Genomic DNA, 21,260 nt, shown 5'->3' on the forward strand with positions numbered 1-21,260 from the left:
CCTCCGCTGCAGCGGAGGCATCCAATGCTGCGGACGCGGATCCAGACGCAGCCGCGGATACGCTTCCGCCTCCGGCAGCTTCCGTCTCGATCAAGCAGACAGGTGTGCCCACCTCTACCGTCTCGCCTGCGCCTACTAGAATTTTCACCAGAATGCCCTTCGCTGTCGAGGGGAGCTCCGCGTTCACTTTGTCGGTCAGCAGCTCGCAGAGCGGCTCATACATGTCTACTTCTTGGCCGGGCTCCTTGAGCCAGCGGTCGATCGTCGCGGAGACGAGCGATTCCGCGAGCTTCGGCATGATGACTTCAATCGTTTGCTTCGGCATGAATTCTCTCCTAACGCCGCTTTAGAATTTGGCCAAGTCCAGCATCGCGGCTTTGAGCTTATCCTTATTAAGCAAGTAGTGCTTCTCTCCCGGCGGATTGATCGGCATTGCCGGCACGTCCGGCGCGCACAGCCTGCGGATCGGTGCGTCCAAGTCGTACAGCAGCTCCTCCGAGATCATCGCTGCCACTTCGGCGCCTACGCCTCCGGTCTTGTTATCTTCATGCACGATCAGCACTTTGCCCGTGCGGGCGGCCGCTTCGAGAATGCCTTCCCGGTCCAGCGGCTGAATCGTCCGCAGGTCGAGAATGTGCGCTTCGACGCCTTCTTCCCGCGACAGTTCTTCCGCCGCCTGCATGGCGAAGTGAAGCGGCATGCTATAGCCGATGACGGTAATATCCGTGCCTTCGCGCATGACGTTCGACTTGCCGATCGGCACCGTATATTCGCCCTCCGGCACATTGTCGGCTATTAGCCTGTAGCACTTCTTGTTCTCGAAGAAGAGCACCGGATCCGGATCGCGGATCGCGGACAGCAGCAAGCCCTTCGCGTCATAGGCGGTCGCCGGAGCGACGATCTTGAGGCCCGGCGTCCCGAAGAAGACGGATTCCGGGCACTGCGAATGGTACAAGCCGCCGAATATGCCGCCGCCGATCGGCGCGCGGATGACGAGCGGACAGTCAAAGTCGTTGTTCGAACGGTAGCGGATCTTCGCTGCTTCGCTAATGATCTGGTTCGTCGCCGGGAACATGAAGTCGGAGTACTGCATCTCGGCGATCGGGCGCATGCCGGCCATCGCTGCTCCGATGGCGACGCCTGCGATCGCGGATTCCGCGAGCGGCGTATCGATCGAACGAAGCTCTCCGAATTGCTGCTGCAGCCCCTTCGTCGTGCCGAACACGCCGCCCTTCAGCCCGACGTCCTCGCCCATGACGAACACGCGGCTGTCGCGCTCCATCTCTTCCTTCATCGCCGTCCGAATCGCTTCGATATATTCCATCACTGGCATATTAGCGCACCTCCCCTGCTTCGGCATCCTCTGCGTATACATAGCGGAAGGCATCCTCAACGGCTTGATAAGGCGCGCGTTCCCCGTATTCGGTCGCTTCGTCGAGCTCCTTGCGGATGTTCGCTTGAAGCTCCTGCTCCTTCTCCTCCGACCACAAGCCGACGCTCTCCAGATAGCTGCGGAATGCCGGGAGCGAATCCTTGGCGCGGTGCGCGTCTACCTCTTCCTTCGTCCGGTAAGCCATGTCGTTATCGGATGTCGAGTGAGGCGTGACGCGGTACGTCATAATCTCGATCAGCGTCGGGCCCTCGCCCGCCAGCGCACGCTCATGCGCTTCGCGGAAGACGCGGTACACCTCGAAGGGATCGTTGCCGTCGACGCGAATGCCAGGGAAGCCGTACCCGAGCGCGCGGTCGCTAATCTTGCCGGCCGATTGCTTGGAGAACGGAATCGAGATGGCATAACCATTGTTCTGGCAGACAAAAATAACCGGGAGCTTCATGACGCCTGCGAAGTTGCAGCCCTCGTGGAAGTCGCCTTGATTGCTTGAGCCCTCTCCGAAAGAGACGATCGACACGGAGGACTCTCCGCGCATCTTGGCCGTTAACGCGAAGCCGACAGCGTGCGGCACTTGCGTCGTCACGGGACTTGAGCCGGTAACAATCCGCAGCCGCTTGCAGCCGAAGTGGCCCGGCATCTGGCGTCCTGCGCTGTTCGGATCCTCCGCTTTGGCGAACAACGAGAGCATCAGCTCTTTGACGGTCATCCCAACAGAGAGTACGAACGCATAGTCGCGATAGTACGGCAGGAACCAATCCTTCTCCTTGTCCATGGCGAACGCCATCGCCACTTGCGACGGTTCCTGGGTAATGCCTGAGATATGAAAATTAACTTTGCCTGCGCGCTGCAGCAACTGACCTCTCTCGTCGAATCTGCGGGCAAGCATCATCTTCTCGTACATCTGAACGACTCGTTCGTCCGTCAAGCCAAGGGCGGCGTGACGGGTATCGTTGGTTACGGAGTTGGTTTGGGTCAAAGCGGCCCCTCCTGTGATTTAGTGTTATAACCTGGTCTTAATACTTGAGACCATTATAACGCTAGCTTCCGCAAAAAGAAACGTCCGATTCGAGAACAGGCGATGAAAGTTCTCTAATCGGACGATAAGTTCCCTAGTCGTTAGCCGTGCCCAGCCGTTCCTTCCAGCGCTGCCATCACTTCCTGCAGCGCTTCCGACAGCGTCGGATGCGGGTGGATCGCTTGGCCGATCTCCCACGGCACCGCGTCCAGCAGCTTGGCGAGCGACGCCTCTGCGATCAGATCCGTCGCGTGCGCGCCGACGAGCGAGACGCCAAGCAGATCGCCGGTCGCGCGATCGGCGACGACTTTGGCGAAGCCGTCCGCTTCGCCATAGACGAGCGCCTTGCCGAAGATACGCATCGGGATCCGCGCCGTCTTCACGTCGAAGCCAGCCGCCTTCGCGTTCTCTTCGTTCCAGCCGACGGATGCCGCTTCCGGCCGGGAGTAGATGCAGCGCGGCACATCGCGGTCGGCGGTGCGCGCAGTCGCGCCCGCACGGCCGAGCAGATGATCAACGGCTACCGCCGCCTCATGCATAGCCGCATGCGCCAGCTGGACGCCGCCAATGCAATCGCCAATGGCATAAATGTGAGGCTCGCCGGTCTGCAAGGTGACCGGATTCACCTTCACGAAGCCGTTCTCCGCGCGCACATCCGTATTCTCGAATCCCATGTTCTCTACGTTGCCTTGCCGACCGATGGAGACAAGCATGCGCTCCGCAGCCAGCTTAACGGAAGCTCCTCCGGCCTCGATCTCGACCGACACCGCCCCTTCAGAGACTGCGCAGCTCCCAGTGTCCAGCTTCGCGCCAGTATAGATAACCACGCCGCGCTTCTTCAGCAGCTTCGCAAGCTCGCTCGATACATCCTTTTCCTCGCCAGGCAGGATGCGATCCGCCGTCTCGACCAGCGTTACCTTGCTGCCGAAGTCGCTTAACATTGATGCCCATTCAACGCCGATAACGCCGCCGCCGACGATGATGGCAGAAGCCGGCAGCGACGGCCATTCGAGCGCCTCGTCGCTCGTCGCGACGTGCGTGTCGTCGTAAGGCAGACCTTCGAGCCGGCGCGGACGGGAGCCGGTCGCAATGATCAAGTGGCGCGGCACGATCGTCTCGGACTCTCCATCCCCAAGTTCAACGGCAACCGCTCCGCTGCGCGGCGAGAAGATGGACGGACCGATAATTCGGCCTGTGCCGCGAACGACTTGAATCTTGTGCTGCGCCATAAGCGCCTGAAGACCTCGGTGCAGTTGCTCCACGACAGCGTTCTTTCGGGACATGACGCCATCCCACTCGACGGCCGTCCCGGCTTCCGGAACCCGTATGCCGTAAGCATGCGCCTCCTTCAATGTGGCGAACACCTCCGCGCTGCGAAGCAGCGACTTCGATGGAATGCACCCCCGATGCAGACAGGTGCCTCCAAGCTTGTCCTTCTCGATCAGGGCGACCGTCTTGCCGGCCTGCGCCGCGCGAACCGCCGCCGTATATCCTCCGGGTCCGCCGCCGAGCACGGCGACATCCACTTCGATTGGCATAATCAGATTCCTCCACATTCCATTCTTCGAACGATCCTAGTCCTCTTAATTATTCTACCTTTTTTTAGCCGCATCGACAAAACGCATTCATGCGGTTCCTCAACGAAAGGCGAGCGAAGCATGCTCTAGCCCCACATTATGGACAGAATACAGGAAAATAGGTATGATATAAAGAACTGAAGGAGGGCCGTTCCCGTGAAGTTGGTCATTACACGTTTGATCGCCATACTGCTTCTCGTTATTCCCGGGATTGCAGCGGCCTACGGTTTCCTGATGATGAAGGACTCCTTATTCGATTATTTCGCTGATCTGGGCAGCGTCGATCTGGCGACGCCCCAATTCGCTTGGCTGAAATTCCTGATCGGATTCGTGCTATTCCTGCTAGGGGTCGGCTTCATCGCCGGCTGGATCTTCTTCCGCGACCGCAAGCACAACTATGTATCGTCCCGCTTCCGCCCGAAGCGGCCTCGTCCTCCTGGCGCCTGAGTCAGCTGTACGAACAGCGCCGACATCCCTAATCCATAGCGGCAATCGATACGAACGCTTTCCCGCCGTCAGGCGAGGAAGGCGTTTTTGCTTGCGCGATATTCCGGGCCTGGCGGCGGTATTCCGAAGGACTGCATTGGAATAACGTCCGGAACATTTTGCTAAAATAACTGAAATTGTCGAAGCCGGCCTCAATTGCCGCTTCGCCTACGTTCATCCCTGACTCGGCCAATCGCAGCGCGGCATGGCGCAGCCTCAGGTGATTGATATAGTCAATCGGCGTCTTGCGCATATACGACTTGAACGTCCGGCTGAAGTGGCCCTCGCTCATTCCCGCGACGACCGCTAGTTCTCCAACGGTCAGCTTCTGCGAGAATCGGGTCTCGATATAAGCCAGCGTCTCCTTCAGCCGTTCGACCGTACGGGTATCCGCAGGCATGTCCGCTTGACGCTCGCTCCATTCGCCGCTGCTCCAAATGTCCGCAAACAGAAGAATGAGCTCCCCCTTAAACCGGGCTTCCCGAGCCGGATCGGCAACGGATTCCATCCCGTACAACCGTCCTAACCGGTCAAGCACCATCGCCCCTCCCTTCGTCTTCGGGGAGAACGGCATCTGCAGCGCAATTCTGCCGCGTCGAAGCGGCTGCAGGAAGCTCGCGGCAATGGCGTCTCTGGCATCGACCAGCCAATCCGCATCGAATACGATCGCCTTGTAGGAACATTCCGAGCCGCCCAGCTCATATGCTCCGTGCAGCTCGCCTCCAGGCACGAATACCGCTTCCCCGGCATGCAGCTCAATCTCTTCCGAGCCGATTCGGAACAGCGCTTGTCCTTCTTCAACGAGTAGAAATTCCGCCTCTTGGTGCCAATGGTTCTCCAGCAACGGCTGTCCTGATTGGCGTTCCATAAAGTAGACGCCGACCGGGAAATGCTTCGTGCCGTGGCTCCGATCCTCGCGCAGATGTCTCAGATCCATGGAAATCGCCTCCGAATATCAGAATTGTGTTAAATTAAAGCGTTATTATGCAAGAGTAAATCAATATTTATCACTATAATGTCATTGTACGCTTTGAATTCAACCTTGCCAAGAAAGGATGTCTTCCACATGAAATTTAGCGATGGCTACTGGATGACCCGCGAAGGATATGAAGTGCTCACTCCCTATGAGATCCATGACGTAAAGGTCCATGCGGACTCGATCACCGTATTCGCGACGCACCGCCATCTCGAGCATAGAGGCAACACGCTGAACGAACCGCTCATGACGATGGAATTCTCCTCGCCCATGAAGGACGTCATCCGGGCGAAAATGTACCATCACAAAGGTCGGAAGCGCTCCGCGCCGGACTCCTTCCCACTGCTTGCGGAAGGGAACGCGCCGGTACGCATCGAGAACAACGAGGAGTTCGTCCGCCTGACGAGCGGCGATACGGCCGTGACCATTACGAAGGCGCATCCTGTCGCGATCTCGTATACGTACCAGGGACGCCCGCTGACCGGGAGCGGCACTCGCCAGACAGGCTATGTCAAGGCTGCCGACGGGAAGCATCACTTCCGCGAGCAATTGAACCTCGCCGTTGGCGAGACTGTCTACGGACTGGGCGAACGCTTCTCCGCATTCACGAAGAACGGTCAGGTCGTCGACATCTGGAACCAGGACGGCGGCACGGCATCCGAGCAGGCTTACAAGAACATCCCGTTCTATGTGACCAATCGGGGCTACGGCGTATTCGTCAACCATCCCGAGCTTGTCTCGTTCGAGGTTGCTTCGGAGAAGGTGTCCAAGACCCAGTTCAGCGTCGCCGGCGAGCAGCTGGATTACTTCATCATCGGCGGCGGTTCGATGAAGAACGTGCTGACGAACTACACGGCGCTGACCGGCAAGCCGGCCTTGCCGCCTGCCTGGTCGTTCGGCCTGTGGCTCACGACCTCGTTCACGACCAACTATGACGAAGCGACCGTGAACAGCTTCATCGACGGCATGGCCGAGCGCGACCTGCCGCTGGCCGTCTTCCATTTCGACTGCTTCTGGATGAAGGAATACCAATGGTGCGACTTCGAGTGGGACGAACGCGTCTTCCCCGACCCTCAGGGCATGCTGGCGCGCCTGAAGGAGAAGGGCCTCCGCATTTGCGTATGGATCAACCCTTACATCGCCCAGCGGTCGCCGCTGTTCGACGAAGGCATGGAGCGCGGCTATCTGCTGAAGCGTCCGGACGGCAGCGTTTGGCAATGGGACATGTGGCAGTACGGCATGGGCCTCGTCGACTTCACGAATCCGGACGCCTGCCAGTGGTTCGGGGATAAGCTGCGCGCGCTTGTCGATATGGGCGTCGATTCGTTCAAGACCGACTTCGGCGAGCGGATTCCAACCGACGTCGCCTACTTCGACGGCTCCGACCCGATGCAGATGCATAATTATTACACGCAACTGTATAACAAGGTTGTCTTCGACGTCCTCGAGGAGAAGCGCGGCTGCGGCGAAGCCGCCTTGTTCGCCCGTTCCGCTACGGCCGGCGGCCAGCAGTTCCCGGTTCACTGGGGCGGCGACTGCGAAGCTACGTACGAGTCGATGGCGGAGAGCCTGCGAGGCGGATTGTCGCTCGGCTTGTCCGGCTTCGGCTTCTGGAGCCATGACATCGGCGGCTTCGAGCAGAGCGCGACGCCGGACCTGTATAAGCGCTGGGTCGCATTCGGCCTTCTATCCAGCCACAGCCGGCTGCACGGCAGCACTTCTTATCGCGTGCCTTGGCTGTTCGACGAGGAAGCCGTCGACGTGCTCCGCCGCTTCACGAAGCTGAAGCTGAGCCTCATGCCGTACCTGTTCGCACAGGCGGTGAAGTCGACCCGCCTTGGCATTCCGATGATGCGCGCTATGGTGCTTGAATTCGGTGATGATCCGGCTGTCGATTACTTGGATCGCCAATATATGCTCGGCGATTCGCTGCTCGTAGCTCCGATCTTCAATGAAGATGGCGCCGTCTCTTACTACCTGCCGAAGGGAACCTGGACGCATCTGCTAACAGGCGAGAAGGCTATCGGCGGCGGCTGGCGCTCGGAAGCATACGATTACATGAGCCTGCCGTTGTTCGTGCGGGAGAATTCGCTCCTTCCGGTCGGCGCGACCGACACCCGTCCGGACTATGAGTATGCGGATGGCGTCTCGTTCCACCTGTTCGAGCTGCTGGACGGCGCTACCGCCGAAGCGGTCGTCACCGATCAGAAGGGCGCAGAGAGGCTGACGGCGACGGCATCCCGCAACGGAAGCGAGATTGCCTTCGAGACGGAAGGCTCCTCCGATGGCTGGCGCTTGGTGCTTCGCGGCGTGAACGCGGTGGCAGCCGTCGAAGGCGGCACGGCCGATACAGCTGCGGAAGGCGTTGTGATCACCCCCGCATCCGCTAACGCGAAGCTTCGCATTCAGCTGTAATTGGCGCCATAATTGACAAAGAGGCTGTCTCTTTAGGTCATTGACCGAGAGACAGCCTCTTTGTATGGGGTAGTACTTAACTTACGAACAGATATTACGGATTGGCCGATGCGGAAGGCGATGCGCTTGGCGATGCAGACGGCTCCGCCGATGCGCTGGCCGAAGGCGCTGGCGTCTCTTCAGCCGCTGTAGCGTCTTCCTTGGTCAGATAGTTCTTGTAGCCGAGCTCCTTCTTCGCCTCATCCATCCAATCGGCAGCACCTGCGTTGATTTGCTCGTCGAGGTACTGGCCTTTCACTTCCGCTTTAGCTTCTTCATAAGTCGGAATAACGGCCTCCTTATGGTCGGTCACTTTGAGAATAACGTAGCCGATCGACGATTCCACGACGTCGGTCATCTCGCCCTTATTCAGAGCGAATACTGCTGCCTCCACCGTCTCGTCGCCCAGCTGGCCCTTGCCGAAGTAGCCGAGGTCGCCTCCGTTCTCCTTCGTCGTCGTGTCGAGCGACTTCTCCTTCGCGAGCTTCGCGAAGTCAGCGCCTTGCTTCAACTGCTTCAGAACGTCTTCCGCTTCTTCCTTCGTCTCCAGTACGATCTGGGACGCTTGAACCTGCTCAGGGCTGGTTGCGAAGGCATCTTTGTTGTTATTGTAATATTCCTGCAGTTGTTCGTCCGTCGGAGCCAGCTTCTGTTCGAAAACAAGACGGAGCTCCAGCTGCGGTACGAGCTGCGATGCTTTGTAAGAATCCAGCGTCATGCCGCTTGATACGAGCGCTTGTTCAAAGTCGGCATCGGTGGCAAAGCCATACTGCTTCTCAACCTGCTTCAGCATCGCGTCAATGTCGGCGTCGGACACTTCCTTGCCTGTCTTCTCCGCCTCAATGCTGATCATCTTCAGCATCATCAAATTATCGAGCGTTGCGCCCAACTGCTCGTCGCCCATCGTCTTCTGCATCTCATCGTACAGCTCGGCTTTCGTAATCTCCTGGCCGTCCAGCTCGCCGACCGCTCCGTTCATCGTGTTGCCGCTCGATTCGCGGACGAGCACCACGATCAGCGCGATGATCGCGATGACGGAGACGATCATCCAAGGCCACGCCTTCATCGGCTGTTTCGCTGGTTGAACGGGAGTTGCTGCGGCTGGCTGTTCTTCTTCCGTATGATTCACCAAGGCTGCCTCTTCAACGGGCTCGCGCTGCGCCTCCTCAGCTGTAGCTTCAACAGGCTTGTCCGCTGTGTTCAGCTCTTCGGACTGGTTCAATTCCAATGGATCTTTCTGAGATTCGCTCATGCTAATAATGTCCCCCTCATGTAATGAAAAAGCTCATTGTTCCACTATATCAAATTCTCCGCAGATTACCTTAATATAACCTAAAAAATAAAAAGCGGACAGAATCCGCTTTTGCTTGTCCCTATTTGACCGCAGAATTCGCAAGCGACGCGAAGCCGGTGATTCGGCATTCGACGACATCGCCCGGCGAGATGACGACTGATCCCGGGGTCCCCGTCAGGATAATGTCGCCTGGCAGCAGCGTCATGACCTTTGACAGGAAGGATATGATGTAGGGAGGGCTATAGAGCATTCGGGATACAACGCTGCGATGCTTGATCGATCCGTTGAGCACCGTCTCCACCTCCAAGTCCTCCCAGGACGGCAGTTCATCGGGCGACAGGAGCTGCGATCCAATGCTGCAGAACGTGTCGAACGATTTGGCTCGGTACATATATCTCGGATTCTCGGCCAGGATGTCGGCGGCGGTCATGTCAAGCGAGCAAGCAAATCCGGCTATGGCAGCTGGGGCATCGGCTTCCGATACGTTTCGGCACCGCTTCCCGATCACGATCGCCAGCTCCGCTTCCGCCGTCACTTTCGCGGACTGCTCCGGCAGCCTGATGACTTCACCGGGCCCGATGAGGCTCGTGTCGGGCTTGGCGAACAAGACCGGGTCGGCGTTTTCGCGGTTGCCCTTCATCTCAGCCAGCTTCTCGATATAGTTCATGCCGACACCGATGATCTTGCGCGGCTGTCGAAGCAACGGAGCCGGCGTCGCAGCCGAGAAGGGAACCGCGTCGTATGCCTCCAACCGCTGCGCTCCGCCCTGTCTAACCCATTCGCGCAGCTGGTCCCACTGGCCGTTCTCGATCATCTCGTGCAATATGCAGCTCCACCCGGCGCTCTCTTGCTCCTGAATGGCCGCTACCGGTACATAGCCGCTGCGCGTCTCGATCGCCGCCGTCTCCCGCCCGTTCCATACGATCGCCGCCGCTCTCATGGCTGTCTCTCCCGTTCTCCGAACCTGCTGTTGATCCAGTTCAGCAGCGCCAAGTCCCGGCCGGGACCGGCGATGAAGCTGAGCCCGATCGGATACCCCGACTTCGAGACGAAGGGAATGGTAACTTGCGGCAATCCCGCGAGGCCCGCGATGCAAGTCAGCTTCATCGTTCGGGAACGCTGAAGCTCAGCCTCTTCTCCGGCCATTCCCAGCGGCGGCGCTTCGCCCGCTGCCGTCGGCACGGACAGCAGCTTGTGACGGCCAAGCAGGGAGACTACGCCTTGGGCAATCTGTCGCTTAATAACATGCAATTCGTTCAGTTTAGAGCCATCCAGCGTGCTGGCCCATTCGAATCGCTCGGCGATCCCCGGCCCGAATGCCGGCTTCGTCTCGCGCACCCACGCTCCGTGCTCGCGCCAGATCTCAATGCCCTGAATCTCGCGGAACAACGCTGCCCATGCGTTCAAGCCTTCCTTCGGCCAATTCGGCTTCGCGACTCGCGCGTGCGCAGCTAGAGAACGAAGGTGCTCCTCCAGAACTTGGCCGGCTTCCGGCTCCGCCAGCGTCCACGCTTCCTCTGGCTGTAGAACCTCCTCGAATGCTTCGCCTTCATCGGCTATCGTCTGGCTGTCGAGCAGGACCTTGCCCACTTGCAGCAGCGTCTTCGCATCCCGGCTCATCCAGCCGACCGTATCGAAGCTGTCCGCCAGCTTAATGACGCCTTCCGCGGATACCGCGCCGTGTGTCGGCCGGAAGCCGAACAGCCCGCAATAAGAAGAAGGAACGCGCACCGATCCGCCGGTATCGGTTCCGAGCGCGAAGTCCGCATCGCCCGCCGCGACCGCTGATGCAGACCCGCTGGAGGAGCCGCCTGGGATGCGGCCAATCGCCTTCGGATTGACGGGCGTGCCGTAGTGATAGTTCTCGCCGAGCAGACTGTACATAATCTCGTCCGTCACCGTCGCGCCGCGCAGCCTGGCGCCGCTGCGGATCAGCAGCTCGACGGCATGCGCATGGCGGCTGGCCGGCGGATGGGTTCGATGCCAATCCGGATTGCCGGCAGTATTCGTATGGCCTTTGATCTGGAAGACATCCTTCACAGCGAACGTTAACTCGTCAAGATTGCCCTTCGCTTCCGGTTCAACCGTCAAATCCTTGCGGATATACGCATTCTGTGCGAACATGTCGGCCTCCTCTCCCTTCTTACCATCCATACGCGGCGCCATCGCAGCGGGGATCGGTTCCGCCGGAGCGGAAGCCGTTCTCTTCCATTCGGATCGCATGCGCATGGCCGACAATCCCGTCATAACCGCCAACCGTTCGCACGGCATGCCCAGCTCTTGCAAGCCTCTCGATCGTCTCCGGCAGCATTCGATTCTCTACCTTCAATTCCTGTGTCAGTTCCCCCCATGTTCTTCCCCACACCCAGCGCGGTTCGGACACCGCCTGCTGCGGATTCATGCCGAAGTCGACCATTCGGGTCAGCAGCGCCGTCTGCGTCTGCGGCTGCCCTTCTCCTCCTTGCGTGCCGTAGAGCAAGTAAGGCCGGCCGTCTCTGCACGCCATCGCCGGCATGAGGGTGTGGAACGTGCGCTTGTTCGGCTCCAGCCGATTGACGTGCTTGGGATCGAGCGAGAAGAAGGAGCCGCGATTCTGCAGCAGGATGCCGGTCTCTCCCGCCGTCACTGCGGACCCGAATTCGAAGTATAGACTTTGGATGAACGATACCGCGTTGCCGTCTTCATCCACCACTGCTGCATAAGCAGTGTCGCTTCCAACCGGCAGGGTGCCGGCGTCTAACGCTCGGTTAGGATCGATCGCTCCCGCAAGCTCGGCCGCGTACTCCTTGCTAAGCAATCGTTCCAGCGGCACTTGAGAAAACGCGGGATCTGTCAAGTAACGATCGCGGTCCAGGAAGCTTAGCTTCAAAGCTTCGATCATCAGGTGATAGTAGTCGAACGTGCCGTGGCCCGCCGCTTGGAGGTCGAAGCGCTCCAGCGCTTGCAGCGCCATTATGCCCGTGAAGCCTTGCGAGTTCGGCGGTACTTGGTACAAGTCGACCCCCCGGTAGCTGCCGCGAATCGGCTCTGCCCAGAAGCCCGCATGATCTGCAAAATCATTCAGCGTCAGCAAGCCTCCGCGCTCGGCGAGATCGTCCGTGATCGCCTTGGCAATCTCGCCTTTGTAGAAGGCGTCCCGCCCCTTCGCCGCCAGCAGGCGCAAGCTCTCGCCTAGCTGCCGCTGCTTGAATCGGCTGCCGACCGTCGGCACACTGCCGCCGGGAAGATAGATGGCCGCTGTACTTGGCTCAGTCCGAAGCACGTCCATCCGGCTGGCTGTATTGTCGTGCTGATCCGGCGACACTGGAAAGCCATCCAACGCGTAGCCGATCGCTGGCTCCAGCACATCGGCAAGCGTCAACCTCCCGTATTGCTTCAAGATGGCGTCCCATCCGTCCGCCATGCCGGGTACTGTCAGCGCGCTGCGCACGCCGCGCCGGGGAATGGCAGCTTCGGATTCGGCTTCGGCCGCGAAGCGGTCGCGGGTCGCGAGCCTTCCCGAACGGCCGCTGGCATTGTATGCGCGGACCGAGCCTTCGCCGCTGCAATACGTGAGCCAGAAGGCGTCGCCGCCAAGCCCGGTCATATGCGGATAGACGACGGCAAGACAGGCGCTCACCGCTACGGCGGCATCGAACGCGTTGCCCCCTCTCTGCAGCATCTTCGCACCCGCAGCCGAAGCCAGATGGTGCGGACTGACCACCATCGTCTTCGCGCCGATCGCGGGTTTGTGGATCGATTGGCCGGACATCACATTCCCTCCTCATGACAGTGCGAGCGCCATCGTTCGTTTTAAGTGCTAATAAGGTAATCCTACTGTAATTAACGAGCTTTGGAGGGTCAATTGATCTGAGAGCAGATTTGCATGATCACGAATGTAAGCGATTTCATCTATTTCCGTGAACAAAGAATATACCAGAGAAAGCGGCCTCTATTTTATTCGTTGGAATGATTTTGCGGTGACGAATGCTTGGTAAATATATCTTAATTGTGATAATATGTATAATACAACTTACTGAACATGAACGGAGACTCCACATGCGAATCATGCATAATCTTCTCGGATTGAACAGTTCAAACATTGCAAATAGAACAAATGGCAAAGCGTCCAAAGCATCCGAGAAGCTTGCTTCCGGACTAAGAATAAACAGAGCGGCAGACGATGCAGCCGGACTTTCCGTCTCGGAAAGCATGCGAGCGAAAATTAGAGGTCTGAATCAAGCGGAGCGAAATGTCCGGGATGGAATTGCGCTCTTCGACGTTGGAGACGGCGCTTTGGATGAAGTCTCAAATATGCTTGTTCGCATGAAAGAACTAGCGGTTCAAGGATGTAATGACACGCTTTCAGATTCAGATCGACAAGCATTGAGATTGGAATCGGACAAGCTCGTCAATCAGATAGATGCGATAAGCAACGATACTGATTTTAATACTTTTAAGATATTTCAGCCCGGCGATCCTGTAACCAAGACGATAACCGTAAATCAATCTGTTGGTGCCTTGATATCTAATTACTCCATCGAAAACCCCACGATAAAAAACATCATCGATCATGCCTCTGTAAACGTAGCCGATGTTCAAAATTTTGATATCACCACAAGCGACGGAACAGACATGACAATCTCATTCGATTTAGGCAAGGCCATAAAGGATAATGTTGACCCGAACTTTGATAGTTTTGCGCATAATATGTATGAGGCTGACGGTACGATTACTCAAGCTAACAAAGACAAATTCTTAGACGAATTTGTCAAAGGCTTGCAAGCTGGATTTGATGCCCAAATGTCGCCATCCATCAACATAGGCGGACATTATGATGCTAACGACAAGATGGTGCTTACCTTCGAAAATATAGCAGACATATCAATGTATTGCGATACGGCATCCAGCCAAAGTTTCGGACACGGTTTTTTGCACAGCATGTTTGACTCTAACAGTTTTCAACAAAGTACAACGGCATCAACCACTACCATAACGGAATATGAGAAGAAACGTCTCCATGTTCAGATGGGAGGACAAATTGAAGAGGGTAAAGACTTGGAATGGGATGCATTAAGTTCGCAAATCTTAGGGGTCGATGATCTAGATTTAAGTACGAGGGCAGGGTCTCAAGAGGCTTTGGACAAATGCGATAAGGCGATGTCATTTGTCGTTAACATTCGGACAACGATGGGCGCTTACACCAATCAACTGGAGCATTCCATGAACTATGTCAATAACTACAACGAGAACCTTACATCCTCAGAGTCCAGAATAAGGGATACCGATATGGCCAATGAAATGATGGAGTTTACGAAAAACAATATTCTTACTCAAACTGCCCAAGCAATGCTTAGCCAAGCGAACCAAACACCTCAATCGATCTTGCAATTATTGAAATAACGTCGATTACCCTTCATCATAATGGGGATCTCTAAAAGTTTGCTCACTTTAAGAACAACTCACCTAAGAAAATGGTTTTTAATTGAAAGATAGCGGCGTCAGGGTACTATCCCTGCGCCGCTATTTCACGTTTTTGGTCCATTGCTGCTTTCTCAAGCAGAAAGCGGCGGAATCCCCGGTTGTTCTTTATTAGCCCAAATAAACTCTCCGGTTCGATCATCCGATAACTCATGGCCTTCCTCACTGCGAAGCTTCTCTCGCACCTGGTTTGTAGTGTATATACCTCAGACTGACGCTAATCTCTCGATTCCCAGCCGCTCTCGTACAGTCGCTCTTGAACGGCAGCCCTCGCAGTTCTCGCTTCGATAATGCCGGCCTCGCCTGCTGCTTCACGGCGGCTTTGCCCCAAACGATCGAATTACGATTGGCGTTTGCCTCGCTTGGTGCCGTCCACAAAATAGTGATCTAACTTCACATAGCCTGATTCCACAAGAAGTTGGAGAACAGAGGTGAAGACGCTTCGAGGATAGACTTCATCCGCCCTGAACGGAACCGGTTGATGGTGCGAAAGTCCAGCCGTTGCCTGCCGGCAATCCACATGAACATAACGTTTACTCTTTTGCGTTTGAATGGTAATTTTTCTTTAAACGGCGATACAAAAAAAAGGGCATGTATCTCCTGTATAGGAGCGAAGCGTTTGCCTTTACCGACGTGAAATCCCCTTGTTATGGGTTCAAATTCAAATTTCACGGCGGCAACAGCAACCGGAAGGAGATACATGCTCTCAAAATTTAATCGCTATTCAAGAAGTAGGGGCCATCCCTAAGTCATCTATGCTTTGAGACAGGTGAAATAATAAAAACCTGTTACTGTAAGGGGAGCTTTTTTATGTCCATAAAAGAACATACAGCTTCAGAAAAATACGCTATCATTCAGGAGATCGAACATGGTTGTATTGGTGTTAAAGCTGCCATTAACAAGTTCGGTATCAGCAAATCAACTATCGCCAAATGGCGACGTCGTTATCGGGTGTACGGATATGAAGGACTAGAGGTTCGTACCCATAACCGCAGTTATTCCGCCGAACTTAAGCTTCAAGCGGTGAATCAGTTTCAGGTCAACAAGTATACGGATGGGTTGAGAAGTATGGAACTGGTGGCCAGGACGCTTTGCGGGACGGCAGAGGGCGTAAGAAGGCGCCAGATAAACCGCAAACGCGTACGGCCTTCGTACAATTGCAAGAAAAACTAAACGGCCTCAGTCCCATGGAATTCAGGACGAAGGCCGCTTAGCTGATTTTTAATTTTTGTACTGTCTACTTGACGGGGTGCAGTTCACTTTTGGGACAGCCCCTTTTTTACGCTAATCCGTCACTCGTCCTTCTTTCACGAAACTTTGTGTTCGATGCGCAGCTTGTCGGCGACCATCGCGATGAACTCGCTGTTCGTCGGCTTCGACTTGCTGATGTTGATCGTGTAGCCGAACAGATGGCTGATCGAATCGATGTTGCCGCGCGTCCAAGCGACTTCGATCGCATGGCGTATCGCGCGCTCGACGCGGCTAGGCGTCGTCTTGAACTTCTCGGCGATCGCTGGATACAGCGTCTTCGTGATGGCGCCAAGAATCTCGATGTTGTTGTACACCATCGTGATCGCTTCGCGCAAATACTGATACCCCTTGATGTGTGCTGGAACGCCGATCTCGTGAATAATGCTCGTGATATTGGCGTCCAGATTCTTCGGCTTGCCGATCGGAACGATATTCGAGCGGCTAGAGCCCATCGCAGAAGACGAAGATGTAGATGAAGTCGTCGATGTTGCCGTGCCAGCCAATTGGCGAATCCGGTTGGCGAGTACATCCATATCGAACGGCTTAAGTATGTAGTAGGAAGCTCCGAGTTGTACCGCTCGTTGCGTAATGTTCTCTTGACCAAATGCGGTCAGCATAATGATCTTCGGACTTGGGGTTAGATTCAGCTCGCGAAGCTTCTCCAGTACGCCAAGGCCGTCCAAATGAGGCATAATGATATCCAAGATCATTACGTCCGGAACAATTCGATTTTCCTCCAATTGGCGGATGACTTCTTCTCCGTTGTACGCCACTCCGATGACCGTCATGTCATCCTGTTCTTCGATATACTCGGACAACAAGTTCGTGAATTCCCGGTTGTCGTCAGCCAGAAATACTTCAATCCGCTGCAAGGCTGGTCCTCCCTTTCTGTTACAAATAAGATGGGTTCGGTAATTGATAAGAACGCTCGAAGTCTCCAGACGTTCCTATGCTAACCGAATTCGACACGGCGAATTCAAATCCTTCTGTCCTGAAAATTTTTTCTTTATTTTTTTGACCTAATCGCATATAATAAATAATTTATGTCAACACACGTGTTTTTTCGAATATTTTCGACAAACTGCACCATTTCCGCTTGCTTGCCAAAAGGCAAACACCCAAGGCATTAAACCGCCTTAGATGTCGCCTGTTCCGGCTGAAGCATAATTCCCGCGTCCTGCAGCATCCATTCGATGAAGCAGCCGTAACCCGAAGTCGGATCGTTCACGAATACGTGCGTCACCGCGCCGATCAGCTTGCCGTTCTGCAGAATTGGACTGCCGCTCATGCCTTGAACGATGCCGCCCGTCCGCTCAAGCAGCTCCGGATCGGTAATCCGGATCACCATACCTTTGGTGGCGGGCGTCGATTGCTTAGACACATGGACGATTTGAATTTGGAATCGTTCAACCTTCTGACCGTTCACGACCGTCAGTATCTCCGCAGGGCCCTCCTGTATTTCTTCTGCGAATGCAACCGGGACAGGATCGACATGAAGTCCGTGATCCGGAAGACGCCCCATTTTACCGAAGATACCGAATGCCGTATTCCTCTCGACGTTGCCAAGTGTCTTGCCTTCTTTGTTAAAGATCGCGCGTTTCTCGCCAGGTTCGCCGCTTTGGCTCTTGGAGATCGACAACACGTTGGATTGCAGAATTTCCCCGCTTCCGACGCTAATAGGAGTCTGCGTATCCATATCGGTAATGACGTGGCCTAGTGCGCCGTACACTCCTTGATCCGGCGCGTAGAACGTCAGCGTTCCGACGCCGGCCGCGGAATCGCGAATGTACAATCCAAGCCGCCACGCCTGATCTTCTTGATCGAACACCGGCGTTAACGACGTCCGGAACATCAGTTTCCCTCTCCGAACATCAAGCTGCAGCGGATGACCTGATTTGCCGGCTTCCTCCGCCAGCTTAGCCACCTTCTTCACGTCATTCAGCGGTTTGCCGTTAATCGCGACAATCAAGTCTCCGAGCTTTAATTTGGCCTTCTCGCCCGGCGATTCGCGCACATTGGAACCGGTCTGGACGAGATGATGCCCGACGACCATAATGCCTGCCGCCTTCACCTTCACGCCGATCGTCTGTCCGCCCGGCACGACCCGAAGATCGGGCACAACCTGAAGCTTGACGGTCTTAAAGGGAATACGGCCGAACAGCTTGAGCTTCAGCTCCGTCTTGCCGCTCTGAAGCGGTTTGATGGACAGCGGACGGTTCAAGTCAACCGGGAAAGTCGATCGGCTGTCCCCGTTCACGGCAGCGACCTCCGGATCTACACTGCCCTGGGCATGAACCGGCATTGCAAAGTGCAGGTGCCTTGCTTGTCCCTGGAACATCCTCAGCTCGTTAGGGAATGCCGCATAATGACGAAGCGGAGCGGAGGTGACGATCAGGCACAAGATAATGACGAGAAGAATGCCGAAGCTGCGTCTTCTGGAGTTTCGGTTCAAAGTCCCACGCTCCCTTACAGTCTTTCCGGCATCGAATACCGCCGGCAACGTACCTATAAGGTAACCGCGGCCCTCCCCTTTTATGTTCCCGAATAGTTCCTTGAATACGGCTTTTTTCGCGTCATTACGCGTTTTTTTGCCGCTGAGCCAGCAACAGCATTTCCTGTGCGTGATGCCGAGTTTTTTCCGTAACTTCCACGCCGCCGAGCATGCGGGCAAGCTCTTCAATCCGTTCCTCGTCCCTAAGCTCCTTAACCGAAGTCGAAGTACGTCCGTCGTTAGTCACCCGTTTGCGGATCTCGTACGAATAATCAGCCATGCAAGCCACCTGAGGCAGGTGGGTGATCGCGAACACCTGACAGGATGAGGACAGCCGCGACAGCTTCTCGGCGATCGCTTGAGCGGCCCGGCCGCTGACCCCGGTATCCACCTCGTCGAACACAAGCACGGGAATGCGGTCGATGCTTGCGAAGATCGCCTTCAAGGCCAGCATCACGCGCGACATCTCGCCGCCGGATGCGATCTTGGCCAGCGGCTTCGGCGGTTCTCCCGGATTCGTAGACAGCAGAAATTCGGCTTCATCCCATCCGGTCGGCGACAAGCTGCCGCGCTCTAGCTTCACTTCAAATACGGAGCGTTCCATTTGAAGCTCGCGGAGCTCGCGCTCGATCGCTTCGGACAGCTGCTTCGCCTCATCGCGCCTAACCATGGTCAACTGCTCGGCAAGCGTCTCCAGCTCCGACTGGAGCGACTGCTCGAGCTCCGTCAGCTCCTTCAGCTTCTCCTCGCGATTATCGAGCCGTTCGGTATCCGCTTGAATTCGGTCCCGATAAGCCATAATATCAGCAACGGTCTCGCCGTATTTGCGACGGAGCCCGAAGATCAGGTCGAGCCTGTCCTCAATCTGTTCGAGACGCTCGGGATTGAACTCGATTCCTTCGCGGTAGCTCCTTAATTGAAAGACAACGTCTTCAGCCGCATAATAAGCGGATTGAAGCTGCTCCAGCAACGGCTGCAGCACGGAAGCATCGACCTTAGCGATCTCCTCCAGCTTAGATACCGCCCGGGAGATGGCAGCGAGTCCCTTCGCGCCGTTCAACAAGTCATAGGCTTCCGTCGCCGTCTCCGCCAGCTTCTCCGCATGGGCAAGCCGGCTTCGCTCTTCCTGCAGCGCTTCATCTTCACCGAGCTTCAGGTTCGCCTCGTTGATCTCCTCCAGCTGGTACCGGTACAGATCAAGCATCTGCATCTGCTGTCGAGAAGTATCCTCCAGCTCGCGCCGTTCGCGGACGACTTGCTGGAATTGCCGGTATTTGTCCTGGTAGGACAGCTTCAGGCTGGCAATAGAGCCGCCCGCGTGCTGATCGAGCCATTCAAGGTGGCGCTCGGTTCGAAGCAGCGATTGATGCTCATGCTGGCCATGAATATTAACCAGATGCTCGCCGACTTCGCGCAGCATCGTAAGCGTAACCGTCTGGCCGTTAATCTTCGCAGTCGACTTGCCTTGTGCTTGGAGCTCCCGCCGAATGAGCAGCGCTTCCTCCTCGTTTGCCTCTACGCCGATCCGCTGAAGCGTCTCCCAGACGGGATGCCCGCCTGGCAGGTCGAAGACCGCCTCTATGTCGGCGCGGTCGCAGCCGTGCCGGATCATATCTGCGGAGCCGCGCCCTCCCGCGATTAGTGCTAGCGCGTCGATCACGATCGACTTGCCGGCTCCGGTCTCGCCGGTCAACACTTGAAATCCTTCGTGAAACCGTACGGATACCTGTTCGATTACTGCCAAATTGCGAATAGACAGCTCTTGCAGCATGCCAACCAATCCCCCCGACAGATCGCGCCATCTCCGAACGAACATGAGGATGGCCGCTCTTTTTACCGTATCATATCGTTGATTTTGCTTACCAGTTGCGGACCCTGCTCCTTGGAGCGGCAGATCAGCAGCGTCGTATCGTCACCGCTGATGGTGCCCATGATCTCGGGCCAATCCATGCCGTCAATAAGCGAAGCGATCGTATTCGCCGTGCCGGGGAGGCACTTAACGACCACCAGATTCTCTGCCGCTTCCGCTTGAATGAAGTGATCCATCAAAGCGCGCTTTAGCTTTAAGGCCGGATTGTACCGCTGGTCCTGAGGCATCGAATACTTGTAGCGGCCGTCCTCCAGCGGAACCTTGATTAACTGCATCTCCTTGATATCACGGGAGACAGTCGCCTGTGTGACGTGGACGTTCTCGCTGCGCAAAGCCTCCACGAGGTCTTCCTGCGTCTCGATCTCCCTGGAACCGATCAATTCCCTGATTTTCCGCTGTCTTTGACCCTTCATCCGTTGTCATCCTCCACTTTGAATCGCACTAATCGAACCCATTGTTCTCTTGGATGGGCAATGAGAATCCCTTCGCATTCCGGGAACAGCAGCGCGTATACGAGCAGCCGGTCCCGCAAGCCGCTGGCCGTCCATTCGATCGGCATGCGGCTCCTCTCCGTTCTCACCAAATAATATTGGTTGTCCTTCACGGCAATATAATCGAAATAAAGCCGGGTCGACTGCATGGTGCCGTCGTCAATCCTCACGCCAAGCGGTATGCGATGCTTGCCTGAGACCGCATCGTATCCGTGCCGTTCGAGCAATTCAACCGTCTCATCGGGCTCCACGCTCCCCGACCGGGCCAGCTTCCGAAGCCGATAACCCGGCGGTTCGTGGAGCCAGCGGTAGATCCGGTGTCCGATCCACCATAGCAACAAGAAGACCGCCGTTAGAAAAACAAACCAATCGCCGAATTTCGCCATCTCCGCCACCTCTTCCAGAGAGAAAGGAGCGGCTTCATGCAGCCGCGAGAATAACTACTTCTAGGCGATGGGCGTTTTTTCCTCTCTAGGTTCAAACCAAAAAAACCGGAGCATGT

17 protein-coding genes and 3 pseudogenes are annotated in these 21,260 nt (G+C 56.2%); 5 read left to right on the plus strand and 15 right to left on the minus strand.

Annotated features, from left to right (window positions below):
• From H4Q31_RS03420 to lpdA, 4 genes are all read right to left on the minus strand, one after another.
• Positions 1-325: biotin/lipoyl-containing protein (locus tag H4Q31_RS03420; protein ID WP_311771679.1), on the minus strand; the 325-nt coding region annotated here is incomplete at its 3' end.
• Positions 326-346: 21 nt separating this feature from the next.
• Positions 347-1,333 carry an alpha-ketoacid dehydrogenase subunit beta gene (locus tag H4Q31_RS03425; RefSeq protein ID WP_185177668.1) on the minus strand — a complete coding sequence of 329 codons (987 nt, stop codon included), beginning with the start codon at positions 1,331-1,333 and terminating at the stop codon, positions 347-349.
• Between the two features lies 1 nt (position 1,334).
• Entirely contained in the window at positions 1,335-2,369 is a 1,035-nt protein-coding gene (locus tag H4Q31_RS03430; protein WP_281064869.1) for a thiamine pyrophosphate-dependent dehydrogenase E1 component subunit alpha, read from the minus strand.
• 140 nt (positions 2,370-2,509) lie between these two features.
• Positions 2,510-3,946: a dihydrolipoyl dehydrogenase gene (lpdA, locus tag H4Q31_RS03435; protein WP_185177669.1), complete on the minus strand. Its 1,437-nt coding sequence runs from the start codon at positions 3,944-3,946 to the stop codon at positions 2,510-2,512.
• A gap of 195 nt (positions 3,947-4,141) precedes the next feature.
• Between lpdA and H4Q31_RS03440 the strand changes: the two genes are divergently transcribed.
• Positions 4,142-4,432 carry a DUF2627 domain-containing protein gene (locus tag H4Q31_RS03440; RefSeq protein WP_185177670.1) on the plus strand — a complete coding sequence of 97 codons (291 nt, stop codon included), beginning with the start codon at positions 4,142-4,144 and terminating at the stop codon, positions 4,430-4,432.
• Positions 4,433-4,460: 28 nt separating this feature from the next.
• On the opposite strand, the gene H4Q31_RS03445 is transcribed toward H4Q31_RS03440, so the two are convergent.
• Positions 4,461-5,408: an AraC family transcriptional regulator gene (locus tag H4Q31_RS03445; RefSeq protein ID WP_185177671.1), complete on the minus strand. Its 948-nt coding sequence runs from the start codon at positions 5,406-5,408 to the stop codon at positions 4,461-4,463.
• Positions 5,409-5,537: 129 nt separating this feature from the next.
• Between H4Q31_RS03445 and yicI the strand changes: the two genes are divergently transcribed.
• Positions 5,538-7,862 (plus strand): alpha-xylosidase, encoded by a 2,325-nt coding sequence (yicI, locus tag H4Q31_RS03450; RefSeq protein WP_185177672.1) that lies wholly within the window; start codon positions 5,538-5,540, stop codon positions 7,860-7,862.
• Positions 7,863-7,956: 94 nt separating this feature from the next.
• Here the strand turns inward: yicI and H4Q31_RS03455 are convergent, their stop codons facing one another.
• The 4 genes from H4Q31_RS03455 to ggt form a co-directional block, all read right to left on the minus strand.
• Positions 7,957-9,153: a peptidylprolyl isomerase gene (locus H4Q31_RS03455; protein WP_185177673.1), complete on the minus strand. Its 1,197-nt coding sequence runs from the start codon at positions 9,151-9,153 to the stop codon at positions 7,957-7,959.
• A 121-nt stretch (positions 9,154-9,274) separates the two neighbouring features.
• The gene (locus tag H4Q31_RS03460; RefSeq protein ID WP_185177674.1) at positions 9,275-10,135 is read right to left on the minus strand and encodes a fumarylacetoacetate hydrolase family protein; all 861 of its coding nucleotides are present in this window, start codon (positions 10,133-10,135) and stop codon (positions 9,275-9,277) included.
• A complete protein-coding gene (locus tag H4Q31_RS03465) occupies positions 10,132-11,319 on the minus strand; it encodes an amidase (RefSeq protein WP_185177675.1) in 1,188 nt (395 codons plus the stop codon). Before H4Q31_RS03465 ends, H4Q31_RS03460 begins: the two co-directional genes overlap by 4 nt.
• 19 nt (positions 11,320-11,338) lie before the next feature.
• On the minus strand, positions 11,339-12,946 hold the full coding sequence (ggt, locus tag H4Q31_RS03470; RefSeq protein WP_185177676.1) for a gamma-glutamyltransferase: 1,608 nt from the start codon (positions 12,944-12,946) through the stop codon (positions 11,339-11,341).
• Positions 12,947-13,233: 287 nt separating this feature from the next.
• Between ggt and H4Q31_RS03475 the strand changes: the two genes are divergently transcribed.
• Positions 13,234-14,577 carry a flagellin N-terminal helical domain-containing protein gene (locus tag H4Q31_RS03475; RefSeq protein WP_185177677.1) on the plus strand — a complete coding sequence of 448 codons (1,344 nt, stop codon included), beginning with the start codon at positions 13,234-13,236 and terminating at the stop codon, positions 14,575-14,577.
• Between the two features lie 375 nt (positions 14,578-14,952).
• On the opposite strand, the pseudogene H4Q31_RS22045 reads toward H4Q31_RS03475, so the two are convergent.
• Positions 14,953-15,204: pseudogene (locus tag H4Q31_RS22045) on the minus strand (transposase); the annotation flags it as partial.
• Positions 15,205-15,465: 261 nt separating this feature from the next.
• Between H4Q31_RS22045 and H4Q31_RS21905 the strand changes: the two are divergent.
• Both H4Q31_RS21905 and H4Q31_RS21910 read left to right on the plus strand, forming a co-directional pair.
• Positions 15,466-15,624, plus strand: a pseudogene (locus tag H4Q31_RS21905) (helix-turn-helix domain-containing protein); the annotation flags it as partial.
• Positions 15,625-15,731: 107 nt separating this feature from the next.
• Positions 15,732-15,869 (plus strand): annotated as a pseudogene (locus H4Q31_RS21910) (hypothetical protein); the annotation flags it as partial.
• Between the two features lie 93 nt (positions 15,870-15,962).
• Here H4Q31_RS21910 and spo0A read toward each other — a convergent pair.
• The 5 genes from spo0A to H4Q31_RS03505 all read right to left on the minus strand — a co-directional run bounded on the left by spo0A (position 15,963) and on the right by H4Q31_RS03505 (position 21,144).
• On the minus strand, positions 15,963-16,778 hold the full coding sequence (gene spo0A, locus H4Q31_RS03485; protein WP_185177679.1) for a sporulation transcription factor Spo0A: 816 nt from the start codon (positions 16,776-16,778) through the stop codon (positions 15,963-15,965).
• 254 nt (positions 16,779-17,032) lie between these two features.
• On the minus strand, positions 17,033-18,358 hold the full coding sequence (gene spoIVB, locus H4Q31_RS03490; protein WP_185177680.1) for a SpoIVB peptidase: 1,326 nt from the start codon (positions 18,356-18,358) through the stop codon (positions 17,033-17,035).
• A 124-nt stretch (positions 18,359-18,482) separates the two neighbouring features.
• Positions 18,483-20,168 carry a DNA repair protein RecN gene (recN, locus tag H4Q31_RS03495; protein ID WP_185177741.1) on the minus strand — a complete coding sequence of 562 codons (1,686 nt, stop codon included), beginning with the start codon at positions 20,166-20,168 and terminating at the stop codon, positions 18,483-18,485.
• 62 nt (positions 20,169-20,230) lie between these two features.
• On the minus strand, positions 20,231-20,680 hold the full coding sequence (gene ahrC / locus H4Q31_RS03500; protein ID WP_185177681.1) for a transcriptional regulator AhrC/ArgR: 450 nt from the start codon (positions 20,678-20,680) through the stop codon (positions 20,231-20,233).
• Entirely contained in the window at positions 20,677-21,144 is a 468-nt protein-coding gene (locus H4Q31_RS03505) for a hypothetical protein (RefSeq protein WP_185177682.1), read from the minus strand. The genes ahrC and H4Q31_RS03505 overlap by 4 nt, the downstream gene beginning before the upstream one ends.
• Positions 21,145-21,260 lie beyond the last annotated feature (116 nt).

Source organism: Cohnella lubricantis (assembly GCF_014212015.1).
Classification (GTDB): domain Bacteria; phylum Bacillota; class Bacilli; order Paenibacillales; family Paenibacillaceae; genus Cohnella; species Cohnella lubricantis.